The sequence below is a fragment of the Bacillus sp. Root920 genome, from assembly GCF_001429445.1.
Lineage (GTDB): Bacteria > Bacillota > Bacilli > Bacillales > Bacillaceae > Bacillus > Bacillus safensis.
The window spans coordinates 317,824-339,908 of sequence record NZ_LMJV01000007.1 but is presented as its reverse complement, the minus strand read 5'-3'; the positions used below and the strand labels follow the sequence as shown (position 1 = coordinate 339,908).

Genomic DNA, 22,085 nt, shown 5'->3' with positions numbered 1-22,085 from the left:
ATACGTCATGAGTGAAAAAGCCTTTGTGACGGTCACAGCCCTTACAAAATACATAAAAAGAAAATTTGATGTTGATCCGCATTTAGAAGATATTTGGATCAAAGGTGAGTTATCCAATGTGAAGATTCATTCAAGAGGTCATGTGTACTTCACCTTAAAAGACGAAAACGCACGCATGCAAGCTGTCATGTTCCAGCGTTCCGCAGCAAAGCTGCCTTTTTCACCAAAAAGCGGAATGAAAGTGTTTGTACGCGGCGGGATTCAAGTATATGAACCAAGCGGCAACTATCAATTATATGCAAAAGAAATGCAGCCTGATGGTGTTGGTGCTCTTCATCTCGCTTATGAAGAGCTGAAGAAAAAGCTGGCAAGTGAAGGCTTATTTGATGCGCGCTATAAAAAACCAATTCCTGAATATCCAGAGGTTGTTGGTGTCATTACATCCCCAACAGGAGCGGCTGTTCGAGATGTCATCACAACGATTAACCGGCGTTATCAGCAGGCGAAAATCATTGTGCTTCCGGCGCTTGTCCAAGGTGAAAATGCCGTCCGTTCAATCGTAGAGCGGATCAAAGAAGCAAATGAAAAACAGATCTGTGATGTCTTGATTGTCGGAAGAGGAGGCGGTTCGATCGAAGAACTTTGGGCCTTTAATGAAGAAGCTGTCGCAAGAGCAATCTTCGCATCAGACATTCCAATCATTTCTGCAGTGGGGCATGAAACGGACTTTACGATCAGTGATTTCACTGCAGACATGAGAGCACCCACACCAACAGGAGCAGCCGAGCTCGCTGTTCCAAGCACAGCCGATTTAATAGAACGAATCAAATCCATCGACATTCGGCTTACAAGGGCCGTGAAGAACCGAACATCACAAGCGAAAGACCGTCTTGTGGCGCTGCAATCCTCTTATGCCTTCCGTTTTCCAAAACGATTGCAGGAGCAAAAAGAGCAGCAATTCGATTTGGTATTTGACCGTTTTCAAAAACAGCTGACGAGACAAATTGAACAAAAACGCAGTCAACTAGACCGCCAGACATACAGGCTGAAGCCGCTTCATCCAAAAGAGCAGCTGCTGCAGGCGAAAAAACGCCACACCAATGAAACAGAACAGCTCATCCGCAGCATGAATGTGCAAATGAAAACAATTCATTCGCAGTTCCAATCTGTTCTTGGTAAACTAAATGCATTAAATCCACTTCAAGTGATGGAAAGAGGCTACAGTTTAGCCTATAAAGACAATGAACTGATTAAAAGTGTGAACCAAGTCGATACGAAGGATCAATTGGCTATCACCATGAAGGATGGACGTCTGATTTGTGAGGTTATTGAGAAGGAGGGGCAATCATCATGACAGAATCAAATAAACAAAAAGAAGAACAAATGACATTTGAAGAAGCGATGAAAGGTCTTGAGGAGATCGTTGGGAAGCTCGAAGAAGGAGATGTACCACTTGAGCAAGCCATTCATTATTTCCAAGAAGGCATGACACTTTCAAAGCTTTGCCATGAAAAATTACAGCACGTTGAAAAGCAGATGGATTTCATTTTAAAAGAGGACGGTGAACTGGCTCCTTTCTCGGTGAAGGAGGCAGATGCTGGTGACAAGTAATTTGCAGGATTTTTTAACAACACGAAAACAGGCCATTGAAGAGTATTTATTTACATATGTTCAGGAATTGAAGATTCCAGAAGAACTAAAATCTTCGATGCTTTACTCTCTTGAAGCTGGAGGGAAAAGACTTCGCCCTGTTCTCGTTCTTGCTTTATTACATGCTTACGGAAAAAACGAAGAAGATGGCATACCGGTTGGCTGTGCTGTAGAAATGATTCATACGTATTCATTGATACATGACGACCTTCCTTGCATGGACGATGATGACCTTCGCAGAGGAAAGCCGACTAACCATAAAGTATACGGGGAAGCAACAGCGGTTCTCGCTGGTGATGCACTTTTAACGGAAAGCTTCCGCCTCATTACATCGCAGCTATCTAGCAGCGTCTCTCCTGACCAAAAGCTTAGAATCGTAGATGAGCTTGTGCGGTCAGCAGGTGCACTAGGAATGGTTGGCGGTCAATTTGATGACATGGAAGCAGAGCAAAAACAAGTCCCGCTTGCTGAACTAGAATCCATTCATGCCCGGAAAACAGGAAAGCTTCTCTCATTCAGCGTCACAGCAGGTGCAATGCTGGCAGGAGCATCAGATGAGGATATCGAAAAACTAAGAGAATTCAGTTATCATATTGGCATTGCTTTTCAAATCCGTGATGACATTTTAGACCTCGAAGGAAGCGAAGAAAAAATAGGAAAACGAGTCGGCTCTGATACAGCGAATGAAAAGTCGACATATCCTTCTTTATTAACGCTTACAGGAGCAAAAGAAAAGCTGCACGAGCACATCACACGTGCAAAAGAAATTGTCTCAAATCTTGAATTAGAGCAGCAATTGCTGCATGAGTTATGTGATCTGATCGCCTCAAGAGATCATTAAAAACAGCATAGATTTGAGGGTCTTCGAGCAATTGTGGTAAACTGTAAACAGTTTATCATGATGAGACAACTCTTATTCCCGCTTGGTTTTCATAGGAATAAGGCATTATATATGTAGATAGAAATTTTGTTGAAAGCGAGTTGATCCTGATTGGATCTTTTATCAATAAAAAATCCAACGTTTCTAAAAGGAATGTCAAATGCAGAATTAGAGGAGCTTAGTGCTGACATTCGCATGTTTTTAATTGAGTCCTTGGCTAACTCTGGCGGGCATATCGGTCCAAACCTGGGTGTCGTTGAACTCACGGTTGCCCTTCATAAAGTATTTGACAGCCCGAAAGACAAATTCCTTTGGGATGTTGGACATCAGTCTTATGTTCACAAGCTGTTAACTGGAAGAGGGGCGGAGTTTGATACACTTCGTCAATATAAAGGACTTTGCGGTTTTCCTAAACGAAATGAAAGTGAGCATGATGTTTGGGAAACAGGCCACAGCTCAACGTCATTATCTGGCGCGATGGGTATGGCGGCGGCGCGGGATATTAAAGGGACAGATGAATATATCCTGCCGATTATCGGAGATGGTGCATTAACCGGAGGTATGGCGCTTGAAGCTCTGAATCATATCGGTGATGAAAAGAAAGACATGATCGTTATCTTAAACGATAATGAAATGAGTATTGCACCAAACGTCGGTGCAATTCACACCATGCTTGGCAGACTGCGCACAGCAGGCAAGTACCAATGGGTAAAGGACGAGCTCGAGTATTTATTTAAGCGGATCCCAGCTGTAGGCGGAAAGCTTGCTGCCACAGCAGAGCGTATTAAAGACAGCCTCAAGTATTTACTAGTGTCTGGCATGTTCTTTGAGGAAATGGGATTCACTTACTTAGGTCCTGTTGATGGACATTCTTATGAAGATCTTTTTGAAAACCTTGAATATGCAAAGAAAACAAAAGGTCCTGTCCTGCTGCATGTCATCACGAAAAAAGGAAAAGGCTATCAGCCGGCAGAATCCGATAAAATCGGGACTTGGCACGGCACAGGTCCATACAAAATTGATACAGGTGATTTTGTAAAACCAGCAGCTGCTGCACCGTCATGGAGTGGTCTTGTCAGTGAAACAGTCAGAAAGCTTGCGCGGAAAGATGAGCGAATTGTCGCCATCACGCCTGCGATGCCTGTTGGCTCAAAACTTGAAGGCTTTGCAAAGGAATTTCCAGAGCGAATGTTTGATGTAGGAATTGCTGAGCAGCATGCAGCCACAATGGCAGCTGGGCTTGCGACGCAGGATATGAAGCCATTTTTAGCGATCTATTCAACATTCCTGCAAAGAGCTTATGATCAAGTGCTGCATGATATTTGCCGCCAAAACCTCAATGTATTTATCGGAATTGACCGTGCGGGTCTTGTCGGTGCAGATGGAGAAACGCATCAAGGTGTGTTTGATATTGCCTTCATGCGTCATATGCCGAATATGGTGCTCATGATGCCGAAGGATGAAAATGAAGGCCAGCACATGGTCAATACAGCCATTCAGTATGATGACGGTCCTATTGCCATGCGTTTCCCGCGCGGAAATGGCCTTGGTGTGAAAATGGATGAACAGCTGAAAACCATTCCGATTGGGTCTTGGGAGGTTCTTCGTCCAGGGAAGGATGCCGTCATCTTAACATTCGGAACGACGATTAAAATGGCGCTGCAAGCAGCTGAGGAGCTTCAAAAAGAAGGGAAATCAATTCGTGTCGTCAACGCTCGGTTTATTAAGCCGCTTGATGAAGTGATGCTACATGACATTCTTTCTGAAGGGATTCCGATTTTAACGATTGAAGAAGCTGTGCTTCAAGGCGGGTTTGGCAGCAGCGTATTAGAATATTTACACGACAAGAAAGCATCACATATCAAAGTAGAACGTATGGGTATCCCAGATCAATTTATTGAGCATGGAAGTGTTGATGCCCTGCTTGAAGAAATTGGACTGACGAAAGCACAGGTTGCTGAGACTTTACGTGACCTGCTTCCAGCAGCACCAAGAAAAGGAATTGGATCATGACATCAAAGAAAGAACGACTTGACGTTTTATTAGTCGAACAAGGACTAATGGAAACAAGAGAGAAAGCAAAGCGTGCCATCATGGCAGGGATCGTTTACTCAAATGAAACCCGTTTGGATAAACCAGGCGAGAAAATTGCTCGTGATACGCCGCTTACAGTGAAGGGGAACCCTCTCAAATACGTAAGCCGCGGCGGGTTAAAGCTTGAAAAAGCGCTTAAAGAATTTGATCTGACAGTTGAAGGGAAATTGCTGATTGATATTGGCTCATCAACAGGCGGATTTACAGATTGTGCTCTTCAAAATGGAGCAGTCAAATCATATGCTGTAGACGTTGGCTACAATCAGCTTGCGTGGAAATTAAGGCAGGATGACAGGGTCATCGTCATGGAGCGCACCAATTTCCGCCATTCCGTTCCAGCTGATTTTACTGAAGGATTGCCAGAAGTGGCATCGATTGATGTATCTTTTATCTCACTCAAACTCATTCTGCCGGCTTTAAAGCATATTCTTGTTCCGGGTGGTGACTGTATTGCGCTCGTCAAGCCTCAATTTGAAGCAGGCAGAGAGCTTGTTGGGAAAAAAGGCATCGTACGTGAGCCGTCTGTCCACCTTGGTGTACTAGAAGAGATGAATCAATTTGCTGCAAAAGAAGGCTATGATGTAAAGGATGTATCATTTTCGCCTATCACTGGTGGAGATGGAAATATTGAATTTCTGTTTCATTTAGTGCTTCATCCTGATCAAGAAGAAAATGCGGCACTCCCTGCTTCAGAACTTGAGAAGGTCGTCAAGGAAGCCCATTCCGTATTGAAAGAAAAGAAAAACAGCCCTGAGCCGGCTGACACATGAGATGATACAAAAGGAATAATAGCTCGCTATTATTCCTTTTTACATGGTCAAAAGACAAGAATTGGCCGTATCTCACGTAATGCTTGTTTTTTGAAGTGTGCATCATATAACATAGAACGTAAAGACAAACTGAGAATGAAACGCCTAGGGGGGTCAAATATGAATAAAGGTCAAAGGCATATTAAAATAAGAGAAATCATTGCAAGCCAAGAAATTGAAACACAAGATGAATTGGTCGATATTTTGAAAGCCGATGGATATAACATCACACAAGCGACCGTTTCTAGGGATATTAAAGAGTTGCATTTAGTGAAAGTTCCGACGAACAATGGAACATATAAATACAGTCTTCCTGCAGATCAGCGGTTTAATCCGCTGTCAAAGCTTAAGCGGTCCCTAATGGATGCATTTATTAAAATGGATGCTGCCAGTCATTTAATTGTTCTGAAAACAATGCCGGGTAATGCTCAGGCGATTGGTGCTTTAATGGATAATTTAGATTGGGAAGAAATTATGGGAACGATTTGCGGGGATGATACGATTTTAATCATTTGCCGCACCCCAGATGATACAGAGACAGTTTCGAGCAAAATTTTAGAGCTTCTATAAAGAATCAGGTTTACTAAAAGAGGTGTCAAATGAGTGTTAGCAGAACTAACCATTAAAAACTTTGCAATCATTGAAGAGTTAACGGTTTCATTTGAAAAAGGACTCACGGTTCTAACGGGGGAAACAGGTGCCGGAAAATCCATCATGATTGACGCTGTCTCACTTCTCGTGGGAGGAAGAGGATCCTCTGAATTTGTCCGCTACGGTGAAAAAAAGGCAGAGCTGGAAGGGCTTTTTCTTGTACCAGCCGATCACCCTGTATTTGCTCTATGCGAAGAGCAGGGAATTGACGCATCAGATGAAATGATGATCCTCCGCCGTGATATTAATAACAGCGGGAAAAGCATTTGCCGGATTAATGGAAAGCTTGTCACCATCTCACTTTTACGGGAAGTAGGACGGCTTTTGCTTGATATACATGGACAGCACGATAACCAGCTGCTCATGGAAGATGAAAATCATCTGCATTTGCTCGATCAATTTGGAGCAGAAGACATTGCACCGGCTCTCTTGCAGTATCAAGAAGCATATGATCAATATATGAAGACGGCCCAAAAGCTAAGGCAGCTGTCTGAGAATGAGCAGGAAATGGTGCACCGCTTAGATTTACTGCAATTTCAGCTAGAGGAGATTGAGGCGGCACAATTAGAGCCGGGAGAAGATGAGAAGCTTCAGGAAGAACGTCATCAAATCAGCAACTACGAAAAAATCTATTCTTCACTCCAAAACGCGTATAACGCCTTGCGTAATGAGCAAGGAGGACTAGATTGGGTTGGTATGTCCTCAAGCGAGCTTGATCAGGTGTCTGAGATCAACGATGATTTGAAAAAGCTATCTGAACAAGTGTCGAACTCCTACTACTTATTAGAGGATTCAACCTTCCAAATGCGAAGCATGCTGGATCAATTAGAATTCGACCCGGCTCGTCTTGATTTTATTGAATCCAGGCTGAATGAAATGAAGCAGCTAAAACGAAAATACGGCACAACCGTTGAGGAAATTTTGGAGTATGCGGCGAAGATTGAAGAAGAAATAGATCAAATCCAAAATCGAGACAGCCATCTGCAGACGCTCAAAAATAAATTAGATGCGATGAGTCGTGATGCCCTGCTCGAAGCACTTAACGTTTCGGAGCTGCGTAAAAAATGGGCCAAAAAGCTAGCGAAGCAAATCCAAACAGAGCTCAAGGATTTGTATATGGAGAAGTCATCATTTGACACAGCTTTTTCTGTTCGATATGCGCCATTTGGCAGCACCGATTGTCCGCTATTAGACGGAAAACCTGTCCAGCTCGGGAAAAATGGAATCGACCAAGCACAATTTGTCATTTCTACAAATACAGGCGAACCGATGAAATCTTTATCGAAAGTAGCCTCAGGTGGAGAAATTTCACGTGTCATGCTCGCTGTGAAGAGTATTTTCTCAGCTAAACAAGACGTCACATCCATTATTTTCGATGAAGTTGATACAGGCGTCAGCGGCAGAGTGGCACAAGCCATTGCTGAGAAAATTTACAAAGTTGCGTCTGGATCACAAGTGCTCTGCATTACACACCTGCCTCAAGTAGCCGCAATGGCTGACACACATCTCTTCATTTCGAAACGCTCGAAAGCGGGCAGAACACTGACGAGTGTCAAACCATTAAGTCATGAAGAAAAAGTGAGTGAAATTGGCCGGATGATTGCTGGTGTGGAAGTGACTGAGCTGACAAAACAGCATGCAAAAGAACTATTGCACCAAGCAAATGATGTCAAAACAACAGGGTAGCTGAATCATCAGCTGCCTTTTTTTATGTTGTGTAAAAGCCGGCGTATATACCCATAAAATCGTCTTTTTCTTTTATCAATTTATCCAATCATTTTCTAAAGCTGCCGGTTATAAATCCTCTCGAAGAAGGCAAAAGTAAAGATGTAGCCAAAACATGAGTGTTCTGGTGTGGGTAAGGAGCGAGGAGAGTGAAAAATGAATGCCCGAAAAGATGAGAAAAGCCATTGGTGTGATTCTCCTTGTTTCTTTAATAAGTACAGGGTTTATGAGCATAGTGAAGGAATACATCAGCATTCCAACAAATGTTGCTGTATTTGAAAAACAGAAGCACTCAATTGACACATCGATTGAAGCGTCAGCCAATGCTTCTTCACCAGCCTTTAGCCTTTCAGAGAAAAAGAATCAGCTGGATATTACAGGACAAAAGGCGGGAAAAGCCGAAATTGTTTATGATTTTAAAGGATTTCCTATTAAGAAAACAAAAGTTGACGTTCTCCCTGAATTAAAAGTCATTCCTGGAGGTCAATCCATTGGCGTCAAGCTCCACTCTGTAGGAGTTCTCGTTGTAGGTTTTCATCAAATCACAACAGCAGACGGCAAAAAATCACCAGGTGAAGCCGCAGGCATTCAATCAGGGGATATGATCATTGAAATCAATGGTCAAAAAATGGAGAAAATGAATGACCTCACCCCATTTATTCAGAAAGCAGGGAAAACGGGTGAAACGCTTCGTTTGCTCATAAAGAGAGATCATAAAACCTTTCAAACAACATTAACACCCGCAAAAGATGCAAGTGAAGGCATCTATCGAATTGGTCTTTACATTCGTGATTCTGCAGCAGGAATCGGCACGATGACCTTTTTTGAACCTTCATCTAAAAAATATGGTGCCCTTGGGCATGTGATTTCTGACATGGATACAAAAAAACCAATTGTTGTCGACAATGGTGAAATTGTTAGATCAACCGTGACATCGATTGAAAAAGGCACAGGAGGCAATCCTGGAGAAAAATTGGCGAGATTCTCTTCCGAAAGAAAAACAATAGGAGATATCTCCCGCAACAGCCCTTTTGGTATCTTTGGTACGTTAACCGAAAAGCTTGAAAATCATGTAGCAGATAAACCACTTCCAGTCGCTTTATCAAATGAAGTAAAAGAAGGCCCAGCAGAAATTTTAACCGTTGTGGATCATGATAAAGTGGAGAAGTTTGATATTAAAATCGTCAGCACAACACCGCAGAAATTCCCAGCAACTAAAGGAATGGTATTGAAGGTAACAGATGAGAGGCTCTTAAGCAAAACGGGCGGAATCGTCCAAGGTATGAGCGGAAGCCCCATCATCCAAAATGGCAAAGTCATTGGAGCTGTCACACACGTATTCGTCAATGATCCGACTAGCGGGTACGGCGTACACATTGAATGGATGCTGTCAGAAGCAGGAATCGACCTTTATCAAAAAAACAAAAAAGCAAGCTGATTATAAACTGCCGCGAATCTTCCGGCAGTTTTTTTCTACCCTTTCTTTCTCTTCCATCATGTTATAAAATAAGGAAAAAGAGATTTTTCGACAAAATGGAAAAAAGCATGTTGTCAAATTGCAATAATCGTCGATTCGTTAAGAAAAACGTAGAAAAAGCTAGATAATGCTCTATTATTCGGAAAATTAAAGTTTTTTAAAGGGGATAGCATGGTTTTGTCGAATTGAACACTCAGAAGAGAAATGCAAAAGACTAAAGGAATCGACATTGGGGAGGAAAGAACGTGGAGAAAATTAAAGTGTGTGTAGCTGATGACAATCGAGAGCTTGTTGGCCTTTTGACAGAGTATATTGAGGGACAGGAAGATATGGAAGTACTTGGCGTGGCGTATAATGGTCAGGAATGCCTGACATTATTTAAAGATAAAGAGCCCGACGTTCTCCTCTTAGACATTATTATGCCTCATTTAGACGGTCTTGCTGTACTAGAACGCCTCCGTGAAAACAATGAAATGACAAAACAGCCAAGTGTGATTATGCTAACGGCATTTGGACAAGAAGATGTCACGAAAAAAGCAGTTGATTTGGGCGCATCCTATTTCATTTTAAAGCCATTTGATATGGAAAACCTAGTAGGTCATATTCGTCAAGTCAGTGGAAACGGCACACAAGTTACCCATCGCTCTTCATCAATCCAAAACAGTGTTCTTCGTAACAAACCTGAACCGAAACGTAAAAACTTAGATGCGAGCATTACGACCATTATTCATGAGATTGGCGTGCCCGCTCATATTAAAGGCTATTTATACTTAAGAGAAGCAATTTCTATGGTGTACAATGACATTGAGCTTCTCGGAAGCATCACTAAAGTGTTGTACCCAGACATTGCAAAGAAATTTAACACGACTGCCAGCAGGGTAGAACGAGCGATTCGTCATGCCATTGAAGTCGCATGGAGCAGAGGAAACATTGATTCCATTTCCTCACTCTTTGGTTATACTGTCAGCATGTCAAAAGCGAAACCAACCAATTCAGAATTTATTGCCATGGTAGCTGATCGTCTGCGTTTAGAGCATAGAGCAAGCTAGTATCTTTTTCATGAAAAAACGTTTCTTCATTGAGACGTTTTTTTATTTTGAAACATGTTGTCAAAAATTGGTTAGGTTGATAAAATCATCTTAATGTTTAAATTGGACAAACGGGCTGCTTTATTTTCAGAATAAAATGAAAAATAAAGCATGAAAAAAATAAAAAAGACATAAAGTAGTGGTAATCAGCTGCGCCAATCGATCATGAATTCTTCAAAATAGAAGAAGAAAACGCTCATTCGTAAGAAAAAGGATGAGAGGAAAAGGTCTTATGAATTTGGTAATTTAAGCAAACGAGATCGAAAGTTCTATTTCTATTGACCTGATTGGTTGGCGTTTTAAAGTCACTGGCTTCTTAGAGATTGTGCCATTTGAACTGAATATTCCCATTGTCGAATTTAATAATTTTCACATTCTTTTACTATGCTATAATAATGAAAAGAAGAGGGTGAGGTTATGGGAAAGCTGAAAATCCACTCTGCTGAGGTAGCGAACGAAATTAGCAAGTGGACGAGGGTCATTTCTCAGAATGACTTAGAAAAATCTGCTGTCTATAAAGAGAAAATTCAGAATTTGCTAAAAAATACAGATGAAGACCGTGAAGTTCTCCTTTATTATCAGCTTGTTGACGGCAGACATGAAATGTTACTTGGAAATATCGAAAAAGCCAATCAAATTATGAAAAGTGTCGGAACGCTCGATGAGAAGGCAGATGACATTATTAATTTTTATTTTTACTTTTACAAAGGCCAATATGCTGCATATGTGAAAAAGTATGATGAAGCCATTAGCTTTTACAAAATTGCAGAACAGCGGCTAAAACGTGTGAATGAAGACCTGGAAGTAGGAACTTTTCACCATAAGGTTGCTTCGATCTATTACGAACTGAAACAAAATTTCATATCCATTAATCATATTAAAAAAGCCATCGATACATTCAAAGCGCATGAAGAGTACACAGCGCAGGCGATTGACAGCTTAATTTTACATGCAAGTAATTGCATTGATTTGTTCCAATTCGATGAAGCAGAGAAAAAGTATAAAGAAGCACTTGAGAAAAGTAAGCGCATTAACAATGAAGTGCTGATTGGGAAATGCTATCACAATTTAGCGGTTCTTTATTATGCAAAGCATGATTATGAAAAAAGCGCACATTATGCCAAAAAAGGAATGGGCATTCAAATTCACCGTGACAATAGCCATTATTACATCCAATCTTTATATGTTCTGGCCAATGCTTTGGTTCATTTAGGAGATCAAGAGGCGAGGGGATATATTAAAGAGGGTATTTTGTATAGTTGTGATATCCAAAATAATGAATATATAGTAAAATTTGAAATTTTAGATTTGATGTGCGAGAATAGTGGGGCAGCAGACGTATTCTCAGAAAAATTAGACTACATAGAAAAAAATAGATTATATGTGGAGCTTGAGGATTTGTCTGAACAAATATCGAAATACTTCAAGGAACGAAATGATTATCAAAATGCCATTCGTTTTCTTGAAAAGAAATTCGATGCACAAATACTTCAAAAGAAAGTGGAGGTTATCTTATGAAAAAGTTGTTGTTAGGTGTAACCGTTGTTACAGCAGTCGCAGTTGTTTCTTCCCTTTTTGCTCTTGACGCAGAGACGACAGAGCAAGCCATCAGAGCGATTACGTGATCGAATTTATCTGTCAACCTCTTCGTATGAATCAGAAGAGGTTTTTTTTAGCGCTCAAAACTGGAAAAACGAAAAAAGACACGTCATAATGTAAGGAAGCATCATATTTAGAGGTGACCTATGACGAAAATTTTTGCACACAGAGGCTTTAAAGGCATTTATCCTGAAAACACCATGATAGCCTTCGAGCATGCACTCCATTCGGGAGCTGACGGAATTGAGCTGGATGTTCAGCTGACGAAAGACGGCAGACTTGCTGTCATTCACGATGAGAAACTGAACAGAACAACGAACATGAAAGGTTTAGTGAAAGACCATACATATGAAGAATTAAAAGCGGGAGATGCGAGTCATTCTTTCTACGAAGAAACCGGTGCTGTATCCATTCCTCTTTTGGAGGAAGTATTAGAGCTAGTGACGCAGCAATCATCATTGATCATCAATATTGAACTAAAAAACTCCATTTATCGATATCCGGGTATCGAAGAGAAAGTAAAAAAACAAATCGAGCATTTTCAAATAGAAGACCGTGTACTTGTTTCATCGTTTCATCACGGCAGTTTAGCTCTTTTTCACAAACTGATGCCGCATGTTGAACTTGCGGTTCTCACAATGGATGTGATTCATCAGCCGGAGATGTATATAAAAACAGTACCAGCAAGGGGCTACCATCCAAATATCAAGGGTGCCGGCGTGACCAAAGAGGTTGTGGCAGCTCTCCATGCATCTCAGCAAGTGATCAGGCCGTTTACAGTAAATAGTGAAAAGCAAATGAAAAACATGTTTTCCTTAGGTGTCGATGGCATTTTTACTGATTTTCCTGACCGAGCCGTGAAAATAAGAGAAGAAATGAAATAAAGACCTGCTCTAAATCAGCGGGTCTTTTTTCACGTTTTATCTCTGCTTAAAGCGAGCAGTCACTTTATTTCGTTTACGGTCTCTATATAAAATAAAGCCAGCCACTACATAAAGACCTCCCCCTAAAAATAACAACCCTGCAATTCCTTGCAGCCATAAATATGGAAATGGTGCAATGATGATGCCGAAAACAGTGTCACGCAGCAGCTTAATCCCAAGTGCTGCAAGCGCGCCAGGTATTAAAATAATCACTAGTGCAAGTATTCTCCCCATCAAATGTCCCCTTAAACGTCATTTACTTCCATTGTCTAATTCAAAAAATATTTTGTCAAGAAAGGAAAACGTGGTAATATAAGAGTTGTGCAATTTTTTGCAACGGAAAAATATGGTGTGCAAATTTTTTCATATAAAGGGGTAACGGGATGCAGAGAGTCTTGATTGTCGGTGCAGGACAGGGTGGATCAGCATTGCTTGAAACATTGCTGAAAACAAATATGATTCAAATCATTGCGATCGCCGACCTTGATCTTGAGGCACCGGGGATGGTAGAAGCGAAAAAGAATGGAATTGATACGACAACGGATTGGAAAGAATACATAAAAGATGACATTGATATCATCATTGAAACAACAGGCAGTTCAGCAGTGCTGAAAGAACTGATTGAAAAAAAGCCAGAGCACGCAGTCATTGTTCCAAGTTCAATGGCTTACGTGATATCAGAATTAATGTCAGAAAAACAGCAGCTGATCCAAATATTAAAGGAACAAACCTATAAGCATGACCGCATTTTTAATGCAACGAACGACGGGATGATTTTTATAAACATGAATGAAGAAGTCGTCCTGTTTAATCGATCAGCGGCCAAAATGGTTGGATGTTCGCAAAAAGATGCGATTGGCCGTCATATACGAGAAGTAATCCCAAATACAAAGCTTCCCGACATTTTAAGATCGAGAGAGCCAGAATTTAATCAAAAACAATTTTTGAATCAGCAAATACAAATTGTGACAACGCGTTTGCCAATTATTGATGACGCGGGGAGAATGCTAGGTGCTTTATCCATCTTTAAAGATATTACAGATGCCGTTGAGCTTGCGGAGGAAGTAACCAATCTTAAAGAAGTGCGAACGATGCTGGAGGCGATCATTCAATCGTCGGATGAAGCCATATCAGTTGTGGATGAGCAGGGAAAAGGGATCTTAATCAACCGGGCTTATACGAAAATGACTGGATTAACAGATAAAGAAGTTGTGGGGAAACCAGCAGGTGCAGATATTTCTGAAGGAGAAAGCATGCATTTGAAGGTACTTGAAACAAGGAGACCCGTTCGAGGCGTCAGAATGAAAGTCGGATCGAATAAAAAAGATGTGATTGTCAACGTAGCGCCAGTCATTGTTGATGGCATTTTAAAAGGCAGTGTCGGGGTCATTCATGACGTATCAGAAATTCAATCACTCACAAATGAATTAAATAAAGCAAGGCAGCTCATCCGTACACTTGAAGCAAAGTACACATTTGAAGATATCATTGGAGAGAGTGAGCAAATGCTTGTGGCGCTTGAGCAGGCGAAGCTAGGCGCGAAAACGCCAGCCACCATTTTACTCCGGGGAGAATCAGGTACTGGAAAAGAGCTGTTTGCGCACGCTATTCATAATGAAAGTGACCGGAAATATAATCGCTTTGTACGGGTCAACTGTGCAGCCTTATCTGAGACCCTTTTAGAGTCAGAGCTTTTTGGCTATGAAGAAGGAGCGTTTTCTGGTGCAAGGCGAGGCGGGAAAAAAGGGCTGTTTGAAGAGGCGAATCAAGGCAGCATTTTTTTAGATGAAATTGGCGAAATGACGCCAAGTACACAGGCGAAGCTGCTTCGTGTGATGCAGGAGAAAGAAATAGTAAGGGTAGGCGGAACAAAGGCTATACCGGTCGATGTTCGTGTGATCACGGCGACAAATGTCAATATTGAAAAAGCGATGGCGGAAGGAAAGTTCAGAGAAGATTTATATTATCGAATGAACAGATACCCGATCTCCATCCCGCCGCTAAGGCAGCGCCTTGAGGATATTGACTCGTTAAGCAAACGTCTCATCCAAAAGATCAATTTAGACTATGGACGGAACGTGAGCGGGTTAACGGAACAGGCACTTAATAGACTGCGATCATATAAGTGGCCAGGAAACGTAAGAGAGCTTGAAAATGTACTTGGACGAGCCATGATCTTTTTGAACCCGCAAGAAGAATGGATTGATGAAGGGCATATTTCTTTCATGGAGTCAGAAGATCAGGAAGAAAAAGAGCAGCAGGAACTGACTGTCAGTCAATTTGAGGGGGAGACGCTTTCGGATGCTGTTGAGGCATTTGAAGCGCAGCTGATTAAACAAACCCTTGAAAAGCATCAATTCAATCGCACGAAAACAGCGAAAACATTAGGGATCAGCATTCGGAACCTTTACTATAAAATGGACAAATATCAACTTGCAAAAGATAGCATGCAATAAAATGCATGTAATCTGCAAAAGATTGCACGAATGTCATGCGAATTGCCTCATATTCACTGCATTTCAAACTGGCACGGAACTTGCATATAAAACATGAACCGAGCACAAGGAAAGGTGGGCATATATGAAGCTTGACGATCTGATTATGAAAGCCGCCCAGCTGCAGAATAAAACGGCGGCTGTGGCTCATGCAGAAGACGAAGAAGTGCTTCATGCCATCAAGATGGCAATTAAGCGAAAGGTCGCTCGCTTTCTCCTGGTTGGGAACAAACGCAACCTGAAGGAGCTAGTGAAGCAGCATGAAATCAATGAGGACTGGATAGATATTATTCATTCAGATTCTCCCGAAGAATCTGCCAAAATTGCCGTTCAAGCAGTGAGCGAGAAGCATGCAGATATTTTGATGAAGGGGCATGTCCCGACAGCCGTTCTTTTAAAAGCGGTACTGAATAAAGAATATGGGCTCAGGACGACCAGTGTCCTATCACATGTTGCGGCATTTGAAGTACCGGGCTTTGACCGCTTTATTTATGTCACGGATTCTGCGATGAACATCGCGCCCGATTTAAATATGCTGAAAGAGATTACGATCAACTCTGTTCAAGTAGCACAAGCTGTCGGAAACGACATGCCAAAGGTTGCAGTGCTCTCTGCGGTGGAGGTCGTGAATCCGGCAATGGATTCAACTTTAACTGCGGCAAGTCTTGCGCAAATGAACCGGCGGGGGCAAATTTCTGGATGCCTGATTGATGGGCCTCTTGCTTTAGATAATGCCATTTCTCAAACGGCAGCTTCTCATAAAAATATTACGAGTGATGTAGCCGGCCATGCAGATATTTTGCTTGTGCCAACAATTGAGGCAGGAAACATTCTTTATAAATCTCTCATCTACTTTGCACATGCGAAGGTGGGAGCTGTGGTGGCAGGAGCGAAGGCGCCGATTGCTTTAACAAGCCGGTCTGATTCAGCCGAAAGTAAGCTTTATTCAATTGCGCTTGCCATCTGTACATCAAATTAAGCGGAAGTAATAGGAGGAATAACACGATGGAACTTTTTAAATATATGGAACGATACGATTATGAACAGCTTGTATTTTGTCAGGATGAGCAGTCTGGCTTAAAAGCGATTATTGCGATTCATGATACAACACTTGGGCCGGCACTAGGCGGAACGAGAATGTGGACGTATGAAAACGAAGAAGCAGCCATTGAGGATGCACTGCGTCTAGCGAGAGGAATGACTTATAAAAACGCGGCAGCAGGACTTAATCTTGGCGGCGGAAAAACGGTCATCATCGGTGATCCGAGAAAAGACAAAAATGAAGAAATGTTCCGTGCATTTGGACGTTATATTCAAGGGCTGAATGGCCGCTATATTACAGCAGAAGATGTCGGTACAACGGTAGAAGACATGGATCTCATTCATGAAGAAACCGATTTTGTCACAGGGATCTCTCCTGCATTTGGTTCTTCTGGAAATCCGTCTCCGGTCACTGCTTACGGTGTATACAAAGGGATGAAAGCCGCTGCCAAAGCTGCATTTGGGACCGATTCATTAGAAGGAAAAACAATTGCCGTCCAAGGCGTAGGAAATGTCGCTTACAACTTGTGTAAACATCTGCATGAAGAAGGCGCGCAGCTCATTGTCACAGATATCAACAAAGACTCTGTCAAACGAGCTGTTGAAGACTTTGGGGCAAAAGCAGTCGACCCTGACGATATTTACGATCAAGCATGTGATATTTATGCACCGTGCGCACTTGGTGCAACCATTAACGATGTGACCATTCCTAAGTTAAAAGCAAAGGTGATTGCAGGTGCTGCAAATAACCAGCTAAGAGAAACGCATCACGGAGACCTTATCCATGAGATGGGAATTGTATATGCACCTGACTATGTGATCAATGCAGGCGGTGTGATTAACGTGGCTGATGAGCTTTATGGCTATAATGCAGATCGTGCGATGAAAAAAGTCGAAGGCATTTATCAAAATATTGAACGTGTGATTGAAATTTCAAACCGTGATGCCATTCCAACTTATAAAGCGGCAGACCGATTGGCTGAAGAGCGAATTGAAAGAATGCGCAAATCAAGAAGTCAATTCTTGCAAAATGGTCAACATATTTTAAGCCGTCGCTAATTTGAAGAATGAGTTGAAACGGAGGTTTTGTTTTTGCTGACAAAAGAATGGCGTATTCTCACGATTAATCCTGGCTCTACTTCAACAAAAATCGGTGTGTTTCATAATGAACGGTCTATTTTTGAAACGACACTTAGACATACAGATGAGGAATTAAAGCAGTTTCCTCATATCATTGATCAATTTTCATTCCGTAAAGAAACCATTTTGAAAACACTGCATGAACAGGGGATGAATATCTCAAAGTTTGATGCAGTCTGTGCGCGCGGCGGTCTCCTTCGTCCGATTGAAGGAGGCACATATGAAGTCAATGAGCAAATGGTGGAAGACCTGAAAGAAGGATATGCCGGCCAGCACGCATCCAATCTCGGTGGAATCATCGCGAGAGAAATTGCACTTGGCCTGAATATCCCGGCTTTTATTGTCGATCCAGTTGTAGTGGATGAACTAAAACCAATTGCTCGTATTTCAGGGCTGCCAACGATCGAAAGAAAAAGCATTTTTCACGCATTAAATCAAAAAGCAGTCGCAAGAAAAACAGCGGCTTCTTTTGGAAAAAGTTACGAAGATTTGAACATGATTATTACTCATATGGGCGGCGGTATCACCATTGGTGTTCATGAAAAAGGAAAAGTCATCGATGTGAATAACGGTCTGCATGGCGAAGGTCCTTTCAGCCCAGAGCGTGCGGGAACCTTGCCGACAGGTGATCTTGTGAATCTTTGTTTTTCGGGGGAGTATACCCAAGAAGAAATGCTCAAACGCATTATTGGTGAAGGCGGGCTTGCGGGTTATCTTGGCACGACAGACGCTGTGAAAGTGGAACGCATGATTGAAGCGGGTGATGAGCGGGCGGCGCTCATTTATGAAGCAATGTGCTATCAGATTGCCAAGGAAATTGGTGCCGCTAGCGCTGTCTTAAAAGGAGCAGTTGACGTCATTGTATTAACAGGCGGACTTGCATACAGCAAACAAATTACGTCAAGTATTCGCGGCTATATTGACTGGATTTCAGATGTTGTCGTGTTTCCAGGTGAAAATGAGCTGCAATCGTTAGCAGAAGGTGCGCTTCGTATTTTAAAAGAAGAAGAATCACCGAAAGAATACCCAAATGATCAACAGGAAAAGAAAGGAGTGACAAGTCATGGCAACTGAATATGACCTCGTCATTCTTGGTGGAGGCACAGGCGGCTATGTAGCGGCCATCCGTGCCTCACAGCTTGGATTGAAAACAGCAGTTGTAGAAAAAGAAAAGCTCGGCGGAACATGTCTTCATAAAGGCTGCATCCCGTCTAAAGCGCTGCTCAGAAGTGCAGAAGTTTATCAAACCGTCAAACGCGCAGCTGATTTTGGTGTTGAGGCAGGAGGCGTTGCCTTGCAATTTGCCAATGTGCAGAAAAGAAAAACAGAGATCGTTGAAAAACTAGCAGGCGGCGTCAAACATTTAATGAAACAAGGAAAAATTGATGTATATGAAGGGATCGGCCGTATTCTTGGCCCATCTATCTTTTCGCCAATGCCAGGAACGATCTCCGTAGAAATGGCAAATGGAGAGGAAAATGAAATGCTCATTCCAAAGCAGGTCATCATCGCGACAGGATCAAGACCGCGTGTGCTTCCAGGGCTTGAAGCAGATGGAACACACATCCTCACTTCAGATGATGCACTTGAACTGCCAGAGCTTCCGCAGTCAATGCTAATTGTGGGGGGCGGAGTGATCGGAATCGAGTGGGCTTCCATGCTCAATGATTTTGGTGTGAACGTCACTGTGCTTGAGTTTGCAGACCGCATTTTGCCAACAGAGGATCATGACATTTCTAAAGAAATGGAAAAGCTATTATCTAAAAAAGGCATCACTTTTGTGACTAATGCGAAGGTACTGCCAGATAGCGTAGAAAAGCAGGAAAATCTCGTGACAATTCAAGCGGAAAAGGATGGAGACATTCAGACCTTTGAAGCGGAAAAACTCCTTCTTTCAGTCGGCAGAGTACCTAATATCGAAGGCATAGGTCTTGAAAACACGGATATCCAAACCGAAAAACAAGGCATTGTCGTAAATGAACATTATCAAACGAAAGAATCACATATTTACGCAATAGGAGATGTCATTGGCGGGCTTCAGCTGGCACATGTCGCTTCTCACGAAGGGATGATTGCTGTAGAACATATGGCTGGGAAAGATCCAAAGCCGCTCGATGAGACGCTCGTATCTAAATGTGTTTACTCTCACCCAGAAACCGCTAGTGTTGGACTCACTGAACAGGCGGCAAAAGAGCAGGGCTTTGAAGTCAAAATAGGGAAATTTCCATTTATGGCGATTGGAAAAGCACTTGTGTACGGGGAGTCTGATGGATTCGTCAAAATCATTGCCGATCAAAAGACAGATGATATTTTAGGAATTCATATGATTGGTCCTCATGTAACAGATATGATATCTGAAGCTGGATTAGCCAAAGTACTTGATGCAACCCCGTGGGAAGTGGGGCAGACGATACACCCGCATCCGACCTTATCAGAGGCGATTGGCGAGGCAGCCCTTGCTGTTGACGGGAAGGCGATCCATTTTTAATCAAGGAGGGAAACATGATGAGTAACATGCGTCATCAGGAATTAGGATTATCAGATGAACAAGCAATTGAGATATACAGAACAATGCTTCTAGCAAGAAAAATCGATGAACGGATGTGGCTTTTAAACCGTTCCGGGAAAATTCCATTCGTTATTTCTTGTCAAGGGCAGGAAGCGCAGCAAGTCGGCGCTGCATTTGCTCTTAATAGAGAAGAAGATTACGTCTTACCTTACTATCGTGATATGGGGGTTGTCCTTGCTTTTGGGATGACAGCAAAAGATTTAATGATGTCTGGTTTCGCAAAACAAGACGATCCAAACTCAGGCGGAAGACAAATGCCGGGGCATTTTGGGCAAAGAGCAAATCGAATTGTGACCGGATCTTCACCTGTAACAACGCAGGTTCCTCACGCGGTGGGAATTGCCCTTGCTGGACGATTAGAGCAGAAAAACTTTGTCAGCTTTGTCACGTTCGGTGAAGGCTCATCAAACCAAGGTGATTTCCACGAAGGCGCAAACTTTGCTGCTGTTCATAAACTGCCTGTTATTTTCATGTGTGAAAACAATAAGTATGCGATTTCCGTGCCATATGACAAACAAGTAGCCTGTGAACGCATTTCAGATCGTGCGGTTGGATATGGGATGCCTGGTGTCACTGTAGATGGAAATGATCCGCTTGAAGTATATGCCGCTGTCAAAGAAGCAAGAGACCGTGCGGCTAGAGGCGAAGGCCCGACATTGATTGAAACAATCTCTTACCGTTTAACTGCGCATTCAAGTGATGACGATGATTCAAGCTATCGAGAAAAAGAAGAAGTGCTCGAAGCAAGAAAGAAAGATCCGCTCATCCAATATGAAACGTATTTAATCGAAGGAAACGTCATGACTTCTGAAATGAAAGAAGAGATGACAAAAGAAATCATGCAAATCGTAAACGAAGCTACTGATGAAGCGGAAAACGCGGCTTATGCTGATGCAGAAAGCGCACTTCGTTACGTGTATGCGGAGTAAGGGGGAAGAAAAATGCCTGTTATGTCATATATAGATGCTATTACACTGGCGATGAAAGAAGAAATGGAGCGAGATCCGAAAGTGTTTGTGCTCGGAGAGGATGTCGGGAAAAAAGGCGGCGTATTTAAAGCGACAGCGGGTCTTTACGAGCAATTCGGAGAAGCGCGCGTCATGGATACACCTCTTGCAGAATCAGCCATTGCGGGTGTAGGTATTGGGGCAGCGATGTATGGAATGCGCCCAATTGCAGAAATGCAATTTGCGGATTTTATTATGCCTGCAATCAACCAAATCATTTCAGAGGCTGCAAAAATTAGATACCGATCAAATAATGATTGGAGCTGTCCAATGGTCATCCGCGCACCTTACGGGGGCGGAGTACACGGGGCACTTTATCATTCACAATCGGTCGAAGCTATTTTTGCTAACCAGCCTGGTTTGAAGATTGTGATGCCTTCTACACCTTATGATGTCAAAGGTCTTTTAAAGGCTGCAGTGCGTGATCCAGATCCTGTATTGTTCTTTGAACATAAACGTGCATACCGCCTGATTAAAGGAGAAGTGCCTGAAGAGGATTACACTCTTCCGATTGGAAAAGCAGATGTGAAGCGTGAAGGCGATGATATCACGGTCATTACATATGGCCTTTGTGTCCATTTTGCGCTGCAAGCAGCAGACCGCCTTGCAAAAGACGGCATTTCCGCTCATATTCTCGATTTGAGAACAGTGTACCCGCTTGATCAGGAAGCGATTATAGAAGCGGCTTCTAAAACAGGGAAAGTGCTTCTGTTAACGGAAGATACAAAAGAAGGCAGCATCATGAGTGAGGTTGCGGCAATCATTTCGGAGCATTGCTTATTTGATTTAGACGCACCAATCAAACGTCTTGCTGGACCAGATATTCCGGCAATGCCTTATGCGCCGACAATGGAGAAATTTTTCATGGTCAACCCGGATAAGGTAGAAGCTGAAATGAGAGGGCTGGCGGCGTTTTAAGAAAGAGGAGGGTTTCAAA

The 22,085-nt window shown here is 42.5% G+C and carries 19 protein-coding genes; 18 read left to right on the top strand and 1 reads right to left on the bottom strand.

The features are described from left to right. Positions 1-7 precede the first annotated feature (7 nt). The 11 genes from xseA to ASE42_RS12965 all read left to right on the top strand — a co-directional run bounded on the left by xseA (position 8) and on the right by ASE42_RS12965 (position 12,857). Positions 8-1,354, top strand: a complete 1,347-nt coding sequence (xseA, locus tag ASE42_RS13015) for an exodeoxyribonuclease VII large subunit (protein ID WP_056767306.1) — start codon at positions 8-10, stop codon at positions 1,352-1,354. After that, the gene (locus ASE42_RS13010) at positions 1,351-1,611 is read left to right on the top strand and encodes an exodeoxyribonuclease VII small subunit (protein WP_003215880.1); all 261 of its coding nucleotides are present in this window, start codon (positions 1,351-1,353) and stop codon (positions 1,609-1,611) included. The genes xseA and ASE42_RS13010 overlap by 4 nt, the downstream gene beginning before the upstream one ends. Next, positions 1,595-2,491 (top strand): polyprenyl synthetase family protein, encoded by an 897-nt coding sequence (locus tag ASE42_RS13005; protein WP_414730826.1) that lies wholly within the window; start codon positions 1,595-1,597, stop codon positions 2,489-2,491. The genes ASE42_RS13010 and ASE42_RS13005 overlap by 17 nt, the downstream gene beginning before the upstream one ends. Positions 2,492-2,641: 150 nt before the next feature. After that, a complete protein-coding gene (gene dxs / locus ASE42_RS13000) occupies positions 2,642-4,543 on the top strand; it encodes a 1-deoxy-D-xylulose-5-phosphate synthase (RefSeq protein WP_056767300.1) in 1,902 nt (633 codons plus the stop codon). Beyond that, complete coding sequence (locus ASE42_RS12995) at positions 4,540-5,394, top strand: TlyA family RNA methyltransferase (RefSeq protein ID WP_024428011.1); 855 nt, start codon at positions 4,540-4,542, stop codon at positions 5,392-5,394. The genes dxs and ASE42_RS12995 overlap by 4 nt, the downstream gene beginning before the upstream one ends. A gap of 159 nt (positions 5,395-5,553) precedes the next feature. Beyond that, positions 5,554-6,003, top strand: a complete 450-nt coding sequence (gene ahrC / locus ASE42_RS12990) for a transcriptional regulator AhrC/ArgR (RefSeq protein WP_024422938.1) — start codon at positions 5,554-5,556, stop codon at positions 6,001-6,003. Between the two features lie 33 nt (positions 6,004-6,036). Further along, complete coding sequence (recN, locus tag ASE42_RS12985) at positions 6,037-7,770, top strand: DNA repair protein RecN (RefSeq protein WP_024428012.1); 1,734 nt, start codon at positions 6,037-6,039, stop codon at positions 7,768-7,770. Positions 7,771-7,969: 199 nt separating this feature from the next. Beyond that, positions 7,970-9,247 carry a SpoIVB peptidase gene (gene spoIVB, locus ASE42_RS12980; RefSeq protein WP_025092993.1) on the top strand — a complete coding sequence of 426 codons (1,278 nt, stop codon included), beginning with the start codon at positions 7,970-7,972 and terminating at the stop codon, positions 9,245-9,247. A gap of 284 nt (positions 9,248-9,531) precedes the next feature. Then, positions 9,532-10,335, top strand: coding sequence for a sporulation transcription factor Spo0A (gene spo0A / locus ASE42_RS12975; protein ID WP_024422935.1), 804 nt, complete (start codon positions 9,532-9,534; stop codon positions 10,333-10,335). 456 nt (positions 10,336-10,791) lie between these two features. After that, positions 10,792-11,892 carry a Rap family tetratricopeptide repeat protein gene (locus ASE42_RS12970; protein ID WP_056767297.1) on the top strand — a complete coding sequence of 367 codons (1,101 nt, stop codon included), beginning with the start codon at positions 10,792-10,794 and terminating at the stop codon, positions 11,890-11,892. 227 nt (positions 11,893-12,119) lie between these two features. Then, on the top strand, positions 12,120-12,857 hold the full coding sequence (locus tag ASE42_RS12965; protein WP_024422932.1) for a glycerophosphodiester phosphodiesterase: 738 nt from the start codon (positions 12,120-12,122) through the stop codon (positions 12,855-12,857). 36 nt (positions 12,858-12,893) lie between these two features. Here the strand turns inward: ASE42_RS12965 and ASE42_RS12960 are convergent, their stop codons facing one another. Continuing rightward, a complete protein-coding gene (locus tag ASE42_RS12960; RefSeq protein ID WP_024422931.1) occupies positions 12,894-13,130 on the bottom strand; it encodes a DUF2627 domain-containing protein in 237 nt (78 codons plus the stop codon). Between the two features lie 149 nt (positions 13,131-13,279). On the opposite strand from ASE42_RS12960, the gene ASE42_RS12955 reads away from it, so the two are divergent. The 7 genes from ASE42_RS12955 (at position 13,280) to ASE42_RS12925 (ending at position 22,066) form a co-directional block, all read left to right on the top strand. Further along, a complete protein-coding gene (locus ASE42_RS12955) occupies positions 13,280-15,352 on the top strand; it encodes a sigma-54 interaction domain-containing protein (RefSeq protein WP_056767294.1) in 2,073 nt (690 codons plus the stop codon). A 124-nt stretch (positions 15,353-15,476) separates the two neighbouring features. Beyond that, on the top strand, positions 15,477-16,370 hold the full coding sequence (gene yqiS / locus ASE42_RS12950) for a phosphate butyryltransferase (RefSeq protein ID WP_024422929.1): 894 nt from the start codon (positions 15,477-15,479) through the stop codon (positions 16,368-16,370). A 26-nt stretch (positions 16,371-16,396) separates the two neighbouring features. After that, positions 16,397-17,491, top strand: a complete 1,095-nt coding sequence (bcd, locus tag ASE42_RS12945; protein WP_003215658.1) for a branched-chain amino acid dehydrogenase — start codon at positions 16,397-16,399, stop codon at positions 17,489-17,491. 33 nt (positions 17,492-17,524) lie between these two features. Next, entirely contained in the window at positions 17,525-18,646 is a 1,122-nt protein-coding gene (gene buk / locus ASE42_RS12940) for a butyrate kinase (protein ID WP_024428016.1), read from the top strand. Then, positions 18,636-20,060, top strand: coding sequence for a dihydrolipoyl dehydrogenase (gene lpdA / locus ASE42_RS12935; protein WP_025092998.1), 1,425 nt, complete (start codon positions 18,636-18,638; stop codon positions 20,058-20,060). The genes buk and lpdA overlap by 11 nt, the downstream gene beginning before the upstream one ends. A 17-nt stretch (positions 20,061-20,077) precedes the next feature. Then, positions 20,078-21,070, top strand: coding sequence for a thiamine pyrophosphate-dependent dehydrogenase E1 component subunit alpha (locus ASE42_RS12930; protein WP_056767291.1), 993 nt, complete (start codon positions 20,078-20,080; stop codon positions 21,068-21,070). A gap of 12 nt (positions 21,071-21,082) precedes the next feature. Continuing rightward, complete coding sequence (locus ASE42_RS12925) at positions 21,083-22,066, top strand: alpha-ketoacid dehydrogenase subunit beta (protein ID WP_056767288.1); 984 nt, start codon at positions 21,083-21,085, stop codon at positions 22,064-22,066. The last annotated feature ends 19 nt before the right edge of the window (positions 22,067-22,085 follow it).